The 18,532-nt window shown below is 42.4% G+C and carries 12 protein-coding genes; 2 read left to right on the top strand and 10 right to left on the bottom strand.

Going from position 1 to position 18,532, the window contains the following annotated elements; genetic code table 11:
* Positions 1-330: 330 nt before the first annotated feature.
* The 10 genes from FW758_RS12435 to FW758_RS12390 all read right to left on the bottom strand — a co-directional run bounded on the left by FW758_RS12435 (position 331) and on the right by FW758_RS12390 (position 15,568).
* A complete protein-coding gene (locus FW758_RS12435) occupies positions 331-4,455 on the bottom strand; it encodes a hypothetical protein (RefSeq protein WP_446445550.1) in 4,125 nt (1,374 codons plus the stop codon).
* A gap of 49 nt (positions 4,456-4,504) precedes the next feature.
* On the bottom strand, positions 4,505-4,765 hold the full coding sequence (locus FW758_RS12430) for a hypothetical protein (protein ID WP_446445549.1): 261 nt from the start codon (positions 4,763-4,765) through the stop codon (positions 4,505-4,507).
* Between the two features lie 114 nt (positions 4,766-4,879).
* Positions 4,880-5,320 (bottom strand): hypothetical protein, encoded by a 441-nt coding sequence (locus FW758_RS12425; protein ID WP_446445548.1) that lies wholly within the window; start codon positions 5,318-5,320, stop codon positions 4,880-4,882.
* On the bottom strand, positions 5,317-7,440 hold the full coding sequence (locus FW758_RS12420) for a hypothetical protein (RefSeq protein WP_446445547.1): 2,124 nt from the start codon (positions 7,438-7,440) through the stop codon (positions 5,317-5,319). Before FW758_RS12420 ends, FW758_RS12425 begins: the two co-directional genes overlap by 4 nt.
* Before the next feature lie 7 nt (positions 7,441-7,447).
* Positions 7,448-9,187, bottom strand: a complete 1,740-nt coding sequence (locus FW758_RS12415) for a hypothetical protein (RefSeq protein ID WP_446445546.1) — start codon at positions 9,185-9,187, stop codon at positions 7,448-7,450.
* The gene (locus FW758_RS12410) at positions 9,150-10,517 is read right to left on the bottom strand and encodes a site-specific integrase (RefSeq protein ID WP_446445545.1); all 1,368 of its coding nucleotides are present in this window, start codon (positions 10,515-10,517) and stop codon (positions 9,150-9,152) included. Before FW758_RS12410 ends, FW758_RS12415 begins: the two co-directional genes overlap by 38 nt.
* A gap of 912 nt (positions 10,518-11,429) precedes the next feature.
* Positions 11,430-12,035, bottom strand: coding sequence for a hypothetical protein (locus FW758_RS12405; RefSeq protein WP_446445544.1), 606 nt, complete (start codon positions 12,033-12,035; stop codon positions 11,430-11,432).
* Positions 12,036-12,506: 471 nt separating this feature from the next.
* Complete coding sequence (gene gorA / locus FW758_RS12400) at positions 12,507-13,865, bottom strand: glutathione-disulfide reductase (RefSeq protein ID WP_432344323.1); 1,359 nt, start codon at positions 13,863-13,865, stop codon at positions 12,507-12,509.
* Between the two features lie 179 nt (positions 13,866-14,044).
* Positions 14,045-14,608 (bottom strand): hypothetical protein, encoded by a 564-nt coding sequence (locus tag FW758_RS12395; RefSeq protein WP_446445543.1) that lies wholly within the window; start codon positions 14,606-14,608, stop codon positions 14,045-14,047.
* A 168-nt stretch (positions 14,609-14,776) separates the two neighbouring features.
* Positions 14,777-15,568 (bottom strand): hypothetical protein, encoded by a 792-nt coding sequence (locus tag FW758_RS12390; protein WP_446445542.1) that lies wholly within the window; start codon positions 15,566-15,568, stop codon positions 14,777-14,779.
* Positions 15,569-15,836: 268 nt separating this feature from the next.
* Here FW758_RS12390 and prlC point away from each other — a divergent pair, with 268 nt between their 5' ends.
* Both prlC and FW758_RS12380 read left to right on the top strand, forming a co-directional pair.
* On the top strand, positions 15,837-17,876 hold the full coding sequence (gene prlC / locus FW758_RS12385; protein ID WP_446445541.1) for an oligopeptidase A: 2,040 nt from the start codon (positions 15,837-15,839) through the stop codon (positions 17,874-17,876).
* Between the two features lie 192 nt (positions 17,877-18,068).
* A partial coding sequence (locus FW758_RS12380) for a thioesterase family protein (RefSeq protein WP_446445540.1) occupies positions 18,069-18,532 on the top strand: 464 nt, incomplete at its 3' end.

Below are 18,532 nucleotides of genomic sequence, written 5' to 3'. Positions count from 1 at the left end.
TATTCATCCCGATTACAGTGGCGCAGCGATAACCGCGCTATGTGTTTAAAATGCAAAGTACTCAGTCGAGATTATAGGAAAGTCGCGTGAGAGTTAATGATTTTATGCTATCTGTGATCAATTAGGGCCAGCATTAGCTGGCCCTAAATATGATGAAATCAAAGCGAAAATCGCTTTTACCTCATGGTACTGGCTTACTTCCACACCCAGAGTCTGGAATTTTTCTGCAACGCCTTTTGTAGTGTGGCATTCAAGCTCTTTCCAGAAAAATTAGTTTTTGTGACCATTTTTCCTGAAAAGAGTACGATTTGAAGCTATTTTCCAGAAATTTTACTCCGGTTCTTCGCGAGGCTCAAAGCCCAGGTACTCGGTCTCTTCGCTAATGCGTTTTAAAGAGCAATCGCTTGGCATGTAAACGTACCTACTAGTGACTTCCATTAATTTTGCATCGTTGGCAAAACCCTGGCTGATCTGTTTTCTACCAAAACGCGAGAATACCAAAGATTTACCAAACTTAGATAGGTAACTATCTAAGGTGTCTTTCCTAATAAACAAAGAAGAATTTCTATCAATGTTATGACTAAACGCAGCCAAGTCGTGGTTTTCATCGAGCCATCCACTGTCTTGATCCCAGCTAAGGTTCATCTTCTCAATTAAATCAGGACAAGGCATATTAATAGAGCTTTGTTCAATATTGCTTGAGTAATCGTACTGCCACTCCCCACCTCTCAATAGTTGAATGCTAGAGAATATTCGCTGGTCATCTGAAATAGTCGTATCTTGTTCAGCAATACATTGCTTGAAAGCTGGGCTTCTAGGGTACTCCGCCAAGTAGACACGGTAGCAGTGGTCATTACTATGATTGTGGAGTTCGAATGCTTCAGTGTTGCTAGGGTCAACAAAATAGCCGTTATAACTAGATATACCAAGGAAGCTTTCAGCGTCGAACGAGACGTCGTCCTCATCTCGTTTAGCGTGAACCTCTGAATAAAAACTCAAGTTAATCCAAGTTGTACTGCTCTCGTCATTCAAGACAAGTACGTTGCTTGCAACGAAATAATCATCAGTCTGCAACCAATGGTTTACATTATTTTCTGGTAGCTCAAGTTCTTGTATTACTAGGCTTCTGAGAGGGTATTTTTTCTTTGATGATAAATCTCTTATGTCTGATATATCGACCTTTCTAAGTTCTAACGACCAAAATCTATCAGAGGTTAATTGTGGCTCCCAACGAGATTGTGCCGTTGCTACATTGGCAGCTAACAGACCTATCAATCGGTGAAAAGCAACCCAATAACATTTCTTGCCGATGGTTTCTGCATAGCCGGGCTTTGCTCTTCCTCTTCCATATTTGTGAAGAGTTGCCAAGTCATGCTTTAGGGCTCCATTACCATATCCGGGATAGCCGATATATTCGGCTTCTCTCATAATCCAGCAGGCAATATTCTCATGAGTTATGTTATGTGATTGTAGGTCAAAGGCTCTAAGTCTTGGTTCAACTATATAGCGCCAAAAGTCAGGACCTAATTGATCACCCCATAGGCGCATGTTTGAGGGCAAGTTTTCTAGTGTAAGCAAGGTCTGCACATTGCTTAGAACAGGCCATGTTAATGGCAGAGAAGGAGTTACATATTGATTTGATATTCTGTCTTCTTCAATCCCTAGTTTCACAAGCTCCTGTCTCAATAGCTGGGAATGCTCGCGAATTAAAATGTTATTTGAACCGCTATTTGATCTAATATATTTATTTAATGGTTGTACAAAGTCCTCTGCTGACTCAGGTGAAAGCAAGCTGGACGTATACATAGCCTGAATCAGGCTTTCAAGTATGTAGTCATCGTCACACCCCGTAAACGTGTTTACTGCATGCAGGCATATCACAGGGTATTGTTTAAAAAGCAAGCCAAGGCATCTTGTTGCTTGATCTCTGACTCGCCTATCCGTAGCTGAACAACACCAAAGTAAAGCCGAGGATGCTAATTTATAACTTTCTTCGGGCCAATTGGTTGCTTCTATTTTCTCCAAAGCTTCAATTAGAAACCAAATTGCACCTTTCTTATTATATGACTCTGATAAGGCAACAGAAAGGTAGGTATCTCTTGATGGAGAGTCTTGTCGCCATTGAAAATCTTTGAACCAACGTTCTGCATTAAGATAATGACTTGGAACTATAGATAGTTGGAATAAGCTTTCAAAAACAGTCTGCCACAATCCGCCCGTTCTTAATGCTCCAAACATATGTTCTTCAATGGCAGGGGTAACACTTTGCTTTGAACGCCAAGTTAGTGACTTCACAAAAAGGCTATGTGCTAAATCGTTGTCTAAGCCTAAGCGGTTCTCAGTGATTTCAATATCGATCTCTTCAGGGAGAATGCTTGCAAGAGCTTCTAAGACACCTCTCTCCATATCTGTTAAAATCGCCAGCTTTTCTGCAAGGATTGATAGATCACTATTGCCAGTTTCTTGATAGGATTGAACTATTGAAGATGCGCGCAGCATATCTCCAAACCGCTGATAACCAAACCTAATAAGGAAATCTTCATCGCCAGTTGCTGATAAAATTAGCAGTTGTTCTTTAACTAACTCATCAATAAACCTTTCTGGAAGTAGCTCATTTCCTAGAATAGGTTTAATTGTATTTACGGCAGTTTCCCAATTTATAGTTTGGGTTTCTGAATGCGCTAGAACATCAGACAATTTGCTCATTACCGCTCTAACGATATTTTTAGGACTAACGTAGTCTAATCGCTCTCTCAATGAGTCATCGATTTGCTTGAGGTGTTTAGAAAAAATGGTTGAGAAGCCACTAGTCGATACATCAAGAGAACAAGAGTCCTCCGACTTGTGAGTTTTGAAGACCAAATGTAGAAGTAATGGGTTTCGTAACTCATCTGTAAAAATAGGTGTTATCTCACTTTCAACATTGTAGCGTTGTGAGAACGAAGAGAGGACATCGTGAAAATTTCTAGTGAATCCAATATGACTATATGCATAGCCAGGGAATCGTTCATCAACAACTAAATTGGTATATATATCGCGACTAGACACAACAATCTTGATGCGAGGATATTCCTTTAGTTGTTGGATTATTTCTGGCAGTTTGTTTTTCCACTTTCTTGCCTTTGCTCCTTCATTTAACGCATCGATAGCAATAACAAAACAATGGTTATTGGCTTGAGCACTTGCTTGAAGACAAGATAGTAATCTGTCTCGACCAACATCGGAGCCAAAGCCTAGTTTGCTTCTTACTACATCCCAAGGTTCCGCGTTATCAAAATCCTCCCCAAATAGCACCAGAGTATGAGCGCCTTTGTCGAGTCTTCTCTTCGCAAAACTTACGATAGAATGTGTCTTGCCTGCACCTGCTGGGCCAGTTAGTAGGAAAGATCGAGCGTGGCAGGACTGAATCAGAGGGCTGTTGAGAGAATTTTCAATATCTATTATCGAAGCAAGTAATTCCCTTGAGGCATCTAGGTTCTCAGCAGGGAATACACACATATATTCAGCTTGGAATTGTCTAAATGAAGGCGTATCACTACCTTCACCGTGTTCCGCAAAAAACTTTTTTTCTTGCTGTCTTATAGCATTTTCACAGAGTGGCTTAAGTGATTTTATGATATCTAAAGTTGAACAAATAACCGTTTGGTCAATAATATTGTGCTTACTAGAAGTTTTATCTAAAAGTACTTCTAGTAGCTGTATCGCTAGTATTCTCTCGCTTTCAGGTGTCTGGGAGAATACCTTTTCTGAATATTGAGCTTTTGTCCTGAAACTGATTTTTATTGGTTTCCAAATATTAACAAGCCACTGTTTAAAATCATAAACTTCTCCAAAGGAATCTAAAGCATCATGGGCTTCTGTAATTATATCTAAATCACTGCAATACCTTGGACCAGCGAAGGCTGCTGCTGAGTCAATACAGTTTTGTATCTTCTGAGATGTTAATGTATTCTCGTTAAACCAGTAGGCTACAAAACCACCACTTTTGTCTATTTCTAATATCTGCTGTCTAGATATTTCAGCCGTAACCAGTTTTATATGAAGATTTGGTTTTTGAGTTTTGATGTCATCGCACCATTCTTCAAATTTTTCAACTTCACTTTTTCCTCTTTTTCCTTCTGCGACTCTACCTGTTAGATCAAATGGTATATAAATCCAGTATTCAGATAATGTTGGATGATTTTTTAATGCAGTGGTTAATGATTTCTTGATCTGGTCAAATTCACTATTGCCAAGCTTAAAAAAGTATTTTGCTTGAATTCCTAGAATATCGCCTGTGGGGGTTTTGTAATAAGCTTCTACACCCCCGTCACCGCCATCGCCGCGCAAACTAAAGAACGAAGAGCCTTGTGGTGATTGACAATGTGCTTTAAAAAGTTGAATCGCGAGCGATTCAAAGCTGTCATTTTTACTCTTAGGTGTAGATCGAATTTGATTGAAGTCTATCGTTGCCAAAATAATCCCTCATTACGCAGCTATAGGTATGCGGATGGTCAATATTACCTCATATCTTAAAGCCGTGATGTGAGCCGTCAGATAGGTCAACATCAAGACGGAGTTTTCCTCCGCCTGATTCAACAATTTGTTTCAACTGCTGTAGGCTATCGATAGTACAGCTATCAATTTGATAACCTGCATCAGCCCCGATACGCTTTAGTAGCTCGATCAGATGAAGATGAATCAACTGCTTTGACGCTATCTCTTCGGCGGCGTAAACAACCTCTTGAGGTTGCTCTGCAATGATGTCTTCAAGTGTTTTACCCATCTTCTCTGCCTTTGAGGTTCAGCAGGAAAACTTTCACATGTGAAAGTTTTCCTGGCTCTGTTTGTTTGGCTAGTTTAGCCAGCAAAGAGCAGTAAAACCAGCTTAGGTATACAATCACTTGATTCTCACAATCTGGCTCTGTTTGAGCTCAATTATCTGAAGTTCAAGATCTTCAATTCGTGAAAGAGCACTCCTTAGAGCATGACTTAGTTGATGATGTTCTGCTGCCATTGAAGTTAATCTTTGGTTCAATACAGCAACTTTTTCACGATACTGAATTTTTATCTTTCTTTCTTGGTTGCGCTTTTCTCTCAAAATCTCGACGTCGGACTGAACTGCTGTATCAGGCGTAAGGCACTTTAGTTTTTGTGCTTCTGATTGAACTCTGAGCTTGAAATCTGGATAGTAATAACAACTGCCATTTCCCAATCCGGCTTCTTCCTCTACAGCTCGAACCGATAATTTACGGTGATCGGGTATTCGTTTGGTTTTTCGTTCGATGATTCGTTGCAAAGCTGCTTCAAGCTTGAGAAGCGTGTTTTCTGACTTTTTCATAAATCGATAACCTGCAATGGGTGCTGATATTTTTCAAATTGCAGTCCAAAATCATTCAACACTTTCTCGGCTGCTCGAATCTGTGTAATACAGTGAGCATACTCTGCATGGCTGACATCAGATTGCTGCTTCAGATAGCTACTCAATGCTTGATGTTTCTTTTGCCACCACGACGCCTTTTTATCATCCACGACGCTACCGCCGCCACGGCAATCAACGCAGAATGCGGCATTTATTACTCCATCCATGTCACATTCATAGCCATTTTTACAATAGCTATGTAGGGTGCCATGTAAAGTTAATCGTTTTTCTTTAACCAATCGATACAAGCTATCCCAGTTGCTATAGATCACAGGTTTGTCGTCACGCATGGCGACAATAGCCTTACCAAAGCTCCCCGTTAGCTTTTCATCACCATTGAACCATTTATCAAAGTGCGCAGTTGTTTGTTCAAGTTTTACTTCGTTGAGCAAGTTAATTAGCTCACTGTCTACCTTTATATCCTGTAGGCGGGATTCGATTGCGCCATTGCTATACCATTCACTCATGCGAACATGGATATGTTTGAATTGTTGCTTAATGGATATAGGGTGCCCCAGTCCGTTGCGGACAGCAAAACATGCAAAAGTGCGTCGAAATTGATGTGTGAGGAAAGGCCAAGGCTCACCCAGTTTAACTTTGTCTTCTATGGCCCCGCCATTCTTGGGATTGAGTTGGCGGCATTCGGACAATGCTTTTGCATCAACGGTCGCACCAACTCTTTTTGCATAGTTTTTTAGTTTGTCGTTCCATTTTGTGCGAGATATGAGGATCGGCAAGTTTTTCCGTTGTGCTTGGCTAAGCCATAAGTTACTTGATATTTCCAATAATTTATCAACTTGCCCAGGATCATGACTGTGTGTCGCAAGTTTTAGAAGTTGCTCACGGGCACTTGCACTTATGTCGATAGCAAGTGATATGGCTTTTTCTACTATAGGGCTGGTGAGCCACTCTTCTTTTTTTCTACCAGCAGCAAGCTTATGTGTTGCCGCCGATACTGAGTGAAATATTTGTCCGTTGATAGAGTAAGTTCGAAAACTATCCTCATGGAGTTCAAACAGTTCGCTAACTCTCATCCCGCTGAATGCGCCACAACACACAAAACAAGCGGCTTGAAGATTCGCTCGCCATGTAAATAGCCAGTTCCCATCAACACTATTATCTGGTAGTAATCCTGTTCCACCAAGATGTTCCATGATGATTTCAGATTGCGAACGAGGAGTCGCTTTGTTGATTTCCTCAACGTATTTTTTGCTATTAAGCCTGCCTTCCACATCATAAAGCCACTTCCATCTACCGATGGCTAGCTTATAGTCTACTGCTGCACGGCCAATATCATAGTTTGATTGTAAATCGCGTTCGAGTTGGGCGAGTTTTTTTCTATGTGGCCATGCTTTTTCTACGTCACTGACAGCTTGGCCGTAAAGTAGGTTCACTAAATTTTGCGGTATGGCGAGTGCTTGTCTATGATCCAATTTTTCTTGATCTGCCAACTTTCTCGCTAACTGTTTATAGTTGGTATTTGGTAGCAATATCTCAAAAGGAAGCCATGGATTCAGCCTTTCCACAGATTGAAGAGCGGTGAAAGCAAGTTCAAGCGTGCGTTTACTTAATGACTCATTTTGCAAATCTATTTCAAATTTTTGCCAAACATCGTGGTTGTTTAATTCGCTAAAACTATTAGCCCCGTTATTTTTTAAGCTGACTAACGATTTTTTTAATCCGATGTTAAACCTAGATGTTAATGTGGATAGTTTACATTTTTGTCCAAAACAATGCCCTTGTTCGTATAACCAGCCATAGGCAATTAGTTTTGCTTCAAGAAGTAAGTTAGGAGAGTCAGCTAAATAAGAAAAATCAAATTCTCTTTGGTTTTTATCACTACCTTTATCAGAGGCATATGGGCTACAATCCCAGCGATTTTGACCAAAGTATGCTCTTAATATTTGATGTTGATCTATGCATACAGGTACTTGGTTCAATTTGTCCCAGTTACGCTCTTTGACTAATCGTTCCACATCTTGGGTGTAAAGATTGAGTGAACTAGGCTTTTCAATTGGCAAATGTAATAGTGGTTTCATTTTGTCCTCAGCTAATATTGGCACTATCTATATCCATCCACAGGGGATGACGACCTTCATCTGCTAATTTTCTTCTGGCTTGCTGTACAACTTTGGGGCTTAATTGTTTTAAGCGGAGGTCAATCTTTGCTAAGGCTTCGCCAAAATTTTTCTGATAATGAGCGTTATCTATATGCAGGCAAGCCGATTCTTCAATGCATTCGCGAAAACTAAGAGCACACCATAAGTCAGTCACCGATTCGACAAGTACTTGATGTCCGCAACTCCAACATTTGAGCAAATCGGCACATGCTAGATTTTCATTCTCAGTTATGAGTCCATGTGCTCGTGCTCTTGATGTAAACTTCTCAGCCATAGCGCCCATAGAATCTTTGCAGTAACTGCCGTGAGCACTACGAATGGGAGGAGACGCTCGTCGGATGTACGCTTCATAGGCAAGTACTTCCACTTTTTGTGCCTCTCTGACCTTTTGTTTTGCTAACTCCACACCTTGTCTGTCGCGAACGATCTGTTCCAAAGTTTGGCTTGTATCACGGTTCATCAGATCGTTTTCATGAGGGTTACCACTTGAATATGCGAGGGCGATAGTTCTAGGTGTGTTATCCAGAAGAATCGCAGCTTCCAGTGTGCCTTTTAGTGCCAAAGTTAAATGACTACCCGTTGCTCTGAATCTCCTTGGTGTTGGCCATAATACGTCTCCTCGTTCATCAGTCATTGGGAAATATTTAGTTAACCAATTTGCTTTGAAGTCATTGAGCAGGCATCCACTCATCATCTGAACTTTTCTTTTTCGGTAGCTGTAAGCAGGTAACAGCAAACCATCAGGTTTAGGATCGACCAGTTTTGAGACAGTCATTAATTGGTCAAAAAACTGGGTTGCATACTTAGGAATTTCTAGCTTGTTATGATCCCCTAGCTCTACAGTGATAGTTTTAAACGCTCTTCGCTTAAATGCTGGCATTTGATACCAATTACTTGATATGACGTGTGTACTAGTTTGTGGGCGTCTTAAACTATATAGGACGGTGCTGTTACTCCACGTGTAATAACTTAGAAGGAATGTTGCGGCATAAAAAATCTTTGATGCTCCACCGGCTACTGGATAATCTTTGCCCTTCCAAGAAAAAACCATTGTGTGAGCGTTTGAACTTGCTTGAATATGAAATTCTGGGTCGGTAATAAATTGCTGGTACAATTGCTTAAAAATACTTCTTAGCAACGGAAGCAGTTGTTTTAGATCTGCATCGCTATAGCCGCGAGTTGGCTCTGTTTGAGTGCAACCCGATCGTAGTCTTTGTGGATAAATGTTCCGAACCGGGAGATCTAGCCACTGGTATAAAGATGATAAATCAGCCCGTTGCCTGCTTTCTGTACTATCTTTGATTTCTCCTCTTCGCTGACGAATGGACTTATATTCTAGCTCTTTAACATATGCCATTTCCGATAGCGGTTGAAGCGGGGGAGTTTGCGCATCACAAAACGTAAAGTGTCTTCTAGCTGCGGTGAATGCGTTACCTTTGGTTGCTGGTGAAGCATCTTCCCTGCCCGTAATTGTGATAAACAGTTTCTGTGCTATATCATCACGGTCTAATAGTTGAACATTTCCCAGCTTTATTTCATGTGTTTTAGGAACCCCGCGATACCGAAATCGATTAAAGTCCAAGAGTGTGTGTGCGTTTGCTCCGTTTCGTATGGGAATACAAAGATGTTCAACCCAGGGAGCTATTAATTTCAATGTCTTGCTCATTAGCGTCCTCTAATGCTTGATGCATAATGCTGTCTAGTACAGATATCTTCTCTTTTAATGCTTCTTTTCTTTTGAGGTACTGCAAGTACTTCCATGTTGTGGATTCATTCTTATGTCCCATCCACCCCATCAGTAAGCTCAGTGCATTCGCAGGCTCAATACCTGCTTCAAGTAGGCTATGTAGTCGGTAGGTTGCATAACTACATCTAAGATCATGAAACTTATGCTCAAATTGTATTCCTGACTTAATTATTGAGCGGCGAACTTCTCCAAAGCGAGAGCCTATCGTGTTTGGGTCGTATGGATTACCTTGTTGGCTAATAAATAAGGGTTCGTTTCGCTGGGCTGTGGTCAGGGCGTCGAGTTTTTCCTTTGAGACATGAACAGAGTGGGATTTTTTTATGTCATTGATGCCTTTGTGGAACTCAATTTTGCTAAGAAGTTTGTCAAGTCGGCACATTCGCCGCTCACTAATGGCATAAGTTTTCAAATCTGATAAAAGGCGACTTGTTATCTCAATAGTTCGAGTTTTATTGTATTTTGTAGGTACACCATTACTTGGTCCTATTGTTAACTCGAAATGAGTTATAGAACCTGAGCGTTGAACCGATTGCTCTAGTGCGGTCAAAGTCAATCCTGACGCTTCTTGGATACGTAAGCCGGATTGAGCTGCGAGCAAACAGATCAGCCTAAATTCGCAAGGCACATTACGTAAATGTAGAGCTAAATGAGTGAGTGCAATTTGAGTTAAGGGCTTTAGCCCCCGAATATTATTGCTGGTTGCATCCCTCGGCGTTCTGATGCGTAAATCTGTAGTTTGGACCAGAAATTTAGGCATCATATGAGCCAGCATGTCGCTTCTCTGTATTCTTACAAATTCTATTTCGAAGGGTTTGTGTTTCTCGCTGATGTGGTAATAACGTTCATGTGCTGCCCATAAATAAAACTGGACGACATGTGTCATATACGTGTTGGCAGTTGAGTATGCGAGCTCACCAGCTTTTACACTCTTGAGAAGTTTGTCATTTCTATATCGATATGTAGGCTTTAAACCTTTTGCTAATGGGAAGTCATCCCAGATTAAATTTTCTGATTCTAGAAAATTCCAATAATGCAAAAGCGCTCTTGCGTAGGAACTTAGATTTTCAAGTCGTTTGTTTGCTTTAAGATGAATGAACCAGTGGTTTACTGGTGCAACATATCCCCAGTTTTGGTCATAAATAGTAGGCAATGACCCTAGATTTCGGCCATTCAGAAACTCTATAGGGTCCGTTTCAGTGATGATTTCACCACCTATATGTACGTCGTCTGATTTTATCAAGTAAGCCACTGGATGAACTTTGTAATAACTGTTGGTTCATCCAGTATCTGCTACTGCTATCAAGATCCTAAGGCCTGTAATGTACCAATTTGGGCAGTTTGAGCGCTTGCAAATGAGGTTTATCGTTTACAGTGGGCTCTTTGGGGTGAAATCTACCTAATGATTATTTAATAATCATCATTAGATCTCAGTGATATTCGAGTACACGTTTGCAGTTTATGTAAAAATACAGGTTGTTGACGTTGCCATTCTTTAGCAAAATGATTTCAATTCTTGACATTTCGTTGTTTGGAATTTGCTCCCAAATATTTTTATGGATCGTTACTAATGATGCTTTATTTGAATCATTGAAGCGATATTTAATTGTATGTGAAGCATCTGCATAACTGTAGCTAATGTCACTTCTTTTAATGCCACTATGATTATCTATGATTGTTAATTCATTATTTTTCTTAAATACATCAAAAACAATAGGCCGTATTTCTTTTGTGTCAGTGATGAAACTATGTGCGGAAGAAAGATACATAGAGTTCAATCTTTCATTCAATAGTACTATCTCTTCTGGTATTAGTGGTTTTGAATATATATTTATATACTTTCTAATTGGTCTCTCTCCAAAAATTGCTGATTTAGTTATGTCAATATATCCTCGAGAATCATGATATCCTTGTGAATAAAATGACTCTTCGATCTGAAATTGATTTTCATGGATTAATCCAAGACTGGAGAGTATAAACAACCCATAATTACGATAAAGCGTGCCAATGCCATTTTTATATGAGGAGCCTATATCTGAGTGGGAACCAGGTAGTTCGATTTGAAAAAGTCTACTTGATGACTTTACTTCACTTTTTGAACATGTGTGAAATTCAGTTTCATCATATATAATGGGTAGTGTAATGAAGTTTGGATCATAGTCTTTTACACCATAAAATAAGTCTCTTCTTTCATTTTTGCTATTATATGTATAAAGTAGTCAGTAGATTCTGAAATAGATAATTGAAGTTTATCTGATACACTTGTCGGAACCGTATCGAACATTATTGCGGTAGTTCTAACTAAAGGCTCTGTAGACGTTATAGATGCTAATAGGCTTGTTTGGAAATTCTCATCTAATAAATTCATAAAGTGTCGTCCAATTGCTGCACCTCTACTAAAGCCTAAGACAATAACTCTAACTTCAAGATTCGGGATGCCTCCCCATTCATTTGATATCTTCTTTTTTATGTCTTTAATTGCTGTCTCAGCCTTACTTACGCATGTAGTACACAGCACAGAATCTATAATGTCTTTGTATCCAGGCCCGAAATAATAATTTCCCTGATAGTTTTTTGGGAGGGAATTGTACAAGTAGGCCACAATAGTTTCACGTTCTGAATTTTTATCAAAATCGTACTGATTATTTTGCGTGCCATCGAAAGCCACTACATAGAATTTTATTTTTCTCTCACCGCTTGAATAGGTAATGTTAGGGATTGTTGATACTAGCTTAGATAATTTAATAAACTCTCTTTCTTCATAAGGCAAAGGTAATGGTGTTTCGCCTGAAATGAAGTTTGAGCACGATGTAAAAAAATTATAAATATGAGCGCGTATAAAATCGGAGGAATTTTTTTATAAGTATTATGCATCATAAGTCCTGAATTTCATTGTCATATAACCGATTCTTAAATATGAATTTAATCTGCAGATAAATATTTTTACATCAAATGATGCTAGTCCATGTTTTAATTGGTGTATAAAGTAGAATGTTAATGGATGTGGTTGCATAATATAGAAAAAATAAATAAAATCTGGCACATATCGTATGTATAGGAAAATATCTACATTATCATTCATACAATATGCAGTCAGAAGAATTTTAAGTGAACTTCCATCTCTAGGCAATCATGTTGATGTGAGATATCGAAATAAACTTCATGAGATAAAAGGCCAGAAATAATTCTGGCCTTGCTAGGTTTTTCTACAGAAAAAACGTGTGTAGGTGGGTTTTCTACATTAACCCCTCATAGTAACGAATTCTTCAGCGCCCGTTGGGTGGATAGCAACAACCGCATCGAAATCGGCCTTAGTTGCGCCCATTTTCATGGCGACGCCGAAACCTTGAAGGATTTCGTCCATACCAAAACCAATACCATGAATACCGACGACTTTTTCGTCCTTGCCAGCGCAGACTAACTTCATCTTACAGGCTTGGCGATGGGCCGTAACGGCGGTGTACATTGAGGTAAACGTCGAGGTATACACTTTGACGTTATCGTCGCCGTATTGAGTACGGGCTTCTGGTTCGGTCAAGCCCATAGTGCCAATGGGTGGATGGCTGAATACAACGGTTGGGATCAGGCTGTAATCCATTTTGGCATCTGTCATACCGTTAAATAAACGCTCGGATAACAAACGGCCCGCTTTAACCGCAACTGGGGTGAGCTCTACGCCGCCCGCCATAATGTCGCCGACACAGTAAATTCCTTTGTGAGTGGTATTTTGTTGCTCGTCAGTGATGACATAGCCTTTGCTATCTAATTGCACTTCGGTGTTTTCTAAGCCGATATTGCCCGTCGCAGGTGAACGGCCAATTGCCCAAATTAGGCAATCGACTGTGATGCTTTCACCGTTTTCTAAGCTTAATGTCAGGCTGTCATCGGCATTTTTAACCACAGCTTTTGGTACGCTATGGGTGTGCAATGTTGGGCCTTCGGTCGCCATGGCCTCAACGAGGGCATCAACTAAGATGGGGTCAAAGTTACGCAGCGGCGCATGTTTACGCACTAATAAGTGAGTTTCACTGCCAAGAGCGTGTAACACGCCAGCGACTTCAACGGCGATATAACCCGCGCCAACAACGGCAACGCGCTTTGGTTGCTCGCGTAGGGCGAAGAAACCATCGGAATCGATACCGTATTCGGCACCAGGAATGTTCGGAATAGTCGGCGCGCCGCCAGTGGCGATAAGGATATGATCGGCAGTGTAATGTTCGCCATCCACTTCAATAGTGTTGCCATCGACAAAACGGCCGTAGCCATTTAACAGGGTCACTTTGTTGTTGGCAAAACCACGGCCGTAGGCATCATGAATGCGGCCAATGTAGGCTTCGCGGTTCTCGACCAAGGTATTCCAATCGAATTTATTAACAGTGACGTCGAAACCATAATCTTTGGCGTAAAGGTTCATCGCTTCGGCAACATGGGCGCCATACCACATGACTTTTTTCGGTACACAGCCTACGTTTACACAGGTGCCACCTACGTGTTTGGCTTCGATGAGTAGAACCTTAGCGCCACGCATTGCTGCTCGGTTTGCTGAGGCGATACCGCCGCTGCCTGCGCCTAGGCAGATATAGTCAAAATGTTGAGCCATGAGTTTCTCCGTCTTACTTCAAGGATGAGATGCTTTACAGCAGAAGGTCATTGTAGGGGTGTTTGCGATAACAGACCAGCCCATTGCATGACTAACGCATAAGACCGTACTTTGACTGAAAAAGATCCTGAGCTTTACACTTACCCGAACTGGGCATTAGCTGTTCATCGGGTCGCCGTCTAGCGGCGATATTGGCAATTAGAGTGATCGTTTTGAGCGGGACCTTCTGCGTCACATTTCAAACATTGCCATTCCTTTTGGCGGGCGCTGAGTTCGTCGGCTTGATGCGTAGCGGCATTATCTTGTTTGCCGCCGAGTTGCGCTTCTAACTGATCCATACGTTTATCGAGCCAGCGACAGTTGGGATCATTGGCTACGTGTTCACGGCTGGCAAGTTGTTGCTTGCGGCTGAGTTTTTTACTCTTAGCGGCTTTGGTCGATTGAGTGGCTTTAGTTGATTTAGTGGTTTTGGATGACTCAGTCGGCGTGAGAGTGGGAGCCGAATACTCGAAACTGCTTTGCACTTGGTTAGGCAGATTAATCGGTTTGCCCTCACTGTCGAGCAAGGTGCCTAGGGGCAAAGGCGCGGTTTGTGTCGATTGCGATAAGGACTCTAGACTCGGTTCAGATTCAGGCTCAAGTTCAAGTAATTGCCGTGCGTCAGCCGAGTGTATAACTGGGAGAAAAAGTAGAAGTAAGGCAATAACGGTGGTGCGGATGAGATAAAAGTGCTGGGCTAACATTCCCTGTTCCTCGGTAAAATCGATATGAATGGTGAGTCGTTCCGTCGACGTTTTGAGTGTAGTTAGTGAGCGTTATTTTGCCAAATGGAGCGGGATAAATTGACAGAGGAAGGTTGTAATACGGCGCTACAAAACACTGAGCTAAAAAACACGGCGCTAAGAATGGAGTTAAAACGTCATCGCAAAGTGGATGCCGGCATAGGTTTCATCTTGCGAGTTCATATCGCCATTCGCCATCGCTTCTTGCTCAATATCACCTTGGGCAATGCTGTAGCTGATGTGACCATCGATACTAATGTAGGATGACAGCTGATAACTGGCTTCGAGGCCAAATTGCAAGTTATTGCGGCCATCGTGTTCTTCTGTGCGGTATTTAAAATCAAACCCTTGAGTGATGTATGGCGTGAGGCTGAGCTGATCTGTGACATGCCAATAGCTGTGTAAACTCACTTCAACAAAGTAACCCGCAGCCTCGGTGGAATAGACATAACTTGCCGATGGTACTAGCCAAGGTTCAGCTGTGTAAGCGAGTTCGGCAAATAACTCGTTATCGTGGCAACGGCTATTGCTGTAGCCTTCAATGCGTTGATATCCCACATTAGCCTCTAGGTTTTCGGCCACGTCGAACCCATATTCAAGGCCGATATTCCACTCAGTGTAGGCTTGACTATCGCCGCGGCCGACTAAAGCGTAGGCGGTGATATTGTCTTGCTGGACTGCGGTATTCAGCCAATAGATGCCGCCATCTTGCAGATTATTGCGACCCTGTGAGACGTATTGACTGTCCCAACCTAAATCCAGTGTTACAGCTAAGGCTTGGCTATTCTGGCTGGGCAATCCGGCGCTTGAAATGCTCTCTATGCTTTCTAGGCTCTCATTGGCGAATGCGTTGTAGCTAAGGCCGTTGATGCCTAAAGTGCAGAGGATGCTCGCCATCAGTTTTACTGAGTGTGTTGCCATATTTTTGCTGATTTAGGTAGAAATGCGTTTGTTAGGGCGAGAATACCTTTCCCATAGATAAGTGTTAATGCGAATTGATTCGATTTGCGATCAAGCCGACAATAATGCTTAGGTACATTAAGCGTAAATGCTAAATGCGAACGAGTTCACTTTTTTTAAGCAGAAATAGCGTTAGCAAGGCGTTCGAAGGGGGCAATCGGTTTTCTCGCCTTGATAAATAGCCCGTTAGCCCTTATCTATAAGTGATACAGATTGTTGAGGAGTCAATATGAGCAACCCTTTGCTTAGCGGCGCAAAATTACCGCTTTTTTCACAGATTAAACCGGAACATATTCAAGTCGCCGTTGAGCATGCCATTGCTCAGTGCCGCACTAAGATTGATGAAGTGCTGCAGAATCAAGGTCCTTACACTTGGGACAACTTGGTCGCGCCATTAGAACAGGTTGACGATGAACTAAGCCAAATTTGGTCGCCGGTTTCTCATATGAATTCAGTGACCAGCACAGATGAGTGGCGTGCCGCCCACGATGCTTGTTTACCTCTTTTATCGGAATACGGTACTTACGTTGGCCAACATCAAGGTTTATATCAAGCCTATAAGGCCCTGCGTGCATCGGATGAATTTGCTCAATTGAGCCAAGCGCAGCAGAGGGTGATAGAGCACAGCCTGCGCGATTTTGAACTATCGGGTATTGGCTTAGATGATGCGCAAAAAGTGCGTTATGGCGAAATGGTCAAACGTCTCTCTGAGCTCACCAGTGGCTTTTCGAATCAATTACTGGATGCGACCCAAGCTTGGACTAAGTTAATCACGGATGAAGCGGAACTTGCTGGCCTGCCAGAGTCTGCCAAAGCCGCCGCTAAGGCGATGGCCGATGCGCGTGAGTTAGACGGTTGGTTGTTTACCTTAGATTTCCCTTCTTATTTACCTGTCATGACTTACAGCGAAAACCGCAGTCTTCGCGAAGAGTGTTACCGCGCCTTCGTTACTCGCGCCTCGGATCAAGGTCCTAATGCTGGCGAGTTTGATAACAGCCCGCTGATGGACGAAATTCTAGCGCTGCGCCACGAACTTGCATTGTTACTCGGTTTTGACAGTTTTGCCGACAAATCCCTAGCGACGAAAATGGCTGAAACGCCGGCGCAGGTGATGGCATTTTTAAATGAGTTAGCGCTGCGCTCAAAGGATCAAGCTAAGGCAGAAGTGGCCGAGCTGAGAGCGTTTGCTGAGGCACAATACGGCGTGACCGAAATGGCATCTTGGGACTTAAGTTTCTATGCCGAGAAGTTGCAGCAGCATAAGTATGAGATTTCACAGGAAATCCTGCGTCCGTACTTCCCTGAAGATAAAGTGCTCTCGGGTTTGTTCTACACAGTATCGCGTTTGTTCGGCCTTAAAATCGTTGAGCAAAAAGACCTTGATCGTTGGCATAAAGACGTGCGTTTCTTCGATATTTTCGACGAAACCGGCGAACACAGAGGCAGTTTCTACCTCGACTTATATGCCCGCACAGGTAAACGTGGTGGTGCTTGGATGGATGACTGCCGTGTGCGCCGTCAAACCGCAAATGGATTACAAAAGCCAGTGGCCTATTTGACCTGTAACTTTAATGGTCCGATTGATGGTAAACCTGCGTTATTTACCCACGATGAAGTGACGACCCTGTTCCACGAATTTGGCCATGGTATCCACCACATGCTGACCCAAATCGATGTTGCAGGCGTGTCGGGTATCAATGGTGTGCCTTGGGATGCGGTCGAGTTACCGAGCCAATTTATGGAAAACTGGTGCTGGCAGGAAGAGGCATTAGCCGAAATTTCTGGCCACTTCGAAACGGGTGAACCATTACCTAAAGCCTTGTTAGATAAGATGCTGGCGGCGAAAAACTTCCAATCTGGCATGATGATGCTGCGCCAACTTGAGTTCTCGTTGTTCGATTTTAGAATGCACCACGAATACGACCCCGCTAAAGGCGCGCGCATTCAAGAAACCTTAGACGAAGTGCGTCGTCAGGTAGCCGTATTAACGCCGCCAGACTTTAACCGTTTCCAACATGGTTTTGCCCACATTTTTGCGGGCGGATATGCTGCGGGTTATTACAGCTATAAATGGGCAGAAGTGCTGTCGGCGGATGCGTTTTCCCGCTTCGAAGAGGAAGGGATTTTCAACCCTGAAACGGGTCGTCGTTTTCTGCACAATATCCTCGAAATGGGTGGCTCAGCCGAACCTATGGACTTGTTCAAACAGTTTATGGGACGTGAGCCGAATATCGATGCCCTGTTAAGGCATTCAGGCATTGCTGCATAAGCTAGATAAGCTAGATAAGCAATTGTTCACCTTGATAAATCAGCCCATTATAACGGGCTGATTTTCTCTGAGCATTTAGTTTTGCTAACGATAAAAAGGCGTCATCTGACGCCTTTTTTGTGACATAGATCTCGCTTGCCCTGTGGTATGACCTCTGTTAGCCTGTGGCTCTTATTCCAAGGGCGACTCGTTATGAATCTGTATTTTCGTTTGTTTTGGTTGTTATTTTGGCGCACGCGTCACTGCCGTAAGATCGATTTTTTAGGGACAAGCCGTATCACGTATCGTGCTTTACCGAGCGACTGCGATATCAATTTCCATCTGACTAATTCCCGCTATCCCGCGTTTATGGATCTGGCGCGGACTTATATGCTGGCCGAGATGGGTCTATTGAAACGTTTCTTAAAGTTGAAGTGGATGCCGATAGTTAACGCCGCCGAGTTTACTTATATTCGCGATATCAAGCCGCTAAAAACCTTTGAAATTGAAACCAAAGTCGTCGGTTGGGATGAGAAATATTTCTATATTGAACAACGCTTTGTGAGCGAACGTGGCCTGCATTGTATCGTGCATGTGCGCGGTGTGTTCGTGTGTAAAGGTAAGCAAGTGCCGCTCGATGTTTTAGTGAAAGAGGCGGGTTATACCGATGCTGCACC

This window comes from Shewanella sp. 1180_01 (genome assembly GCF_052850535.1).
This window is presented reverse-complemented; position numbering and strand designations above follow the sequence as displayed.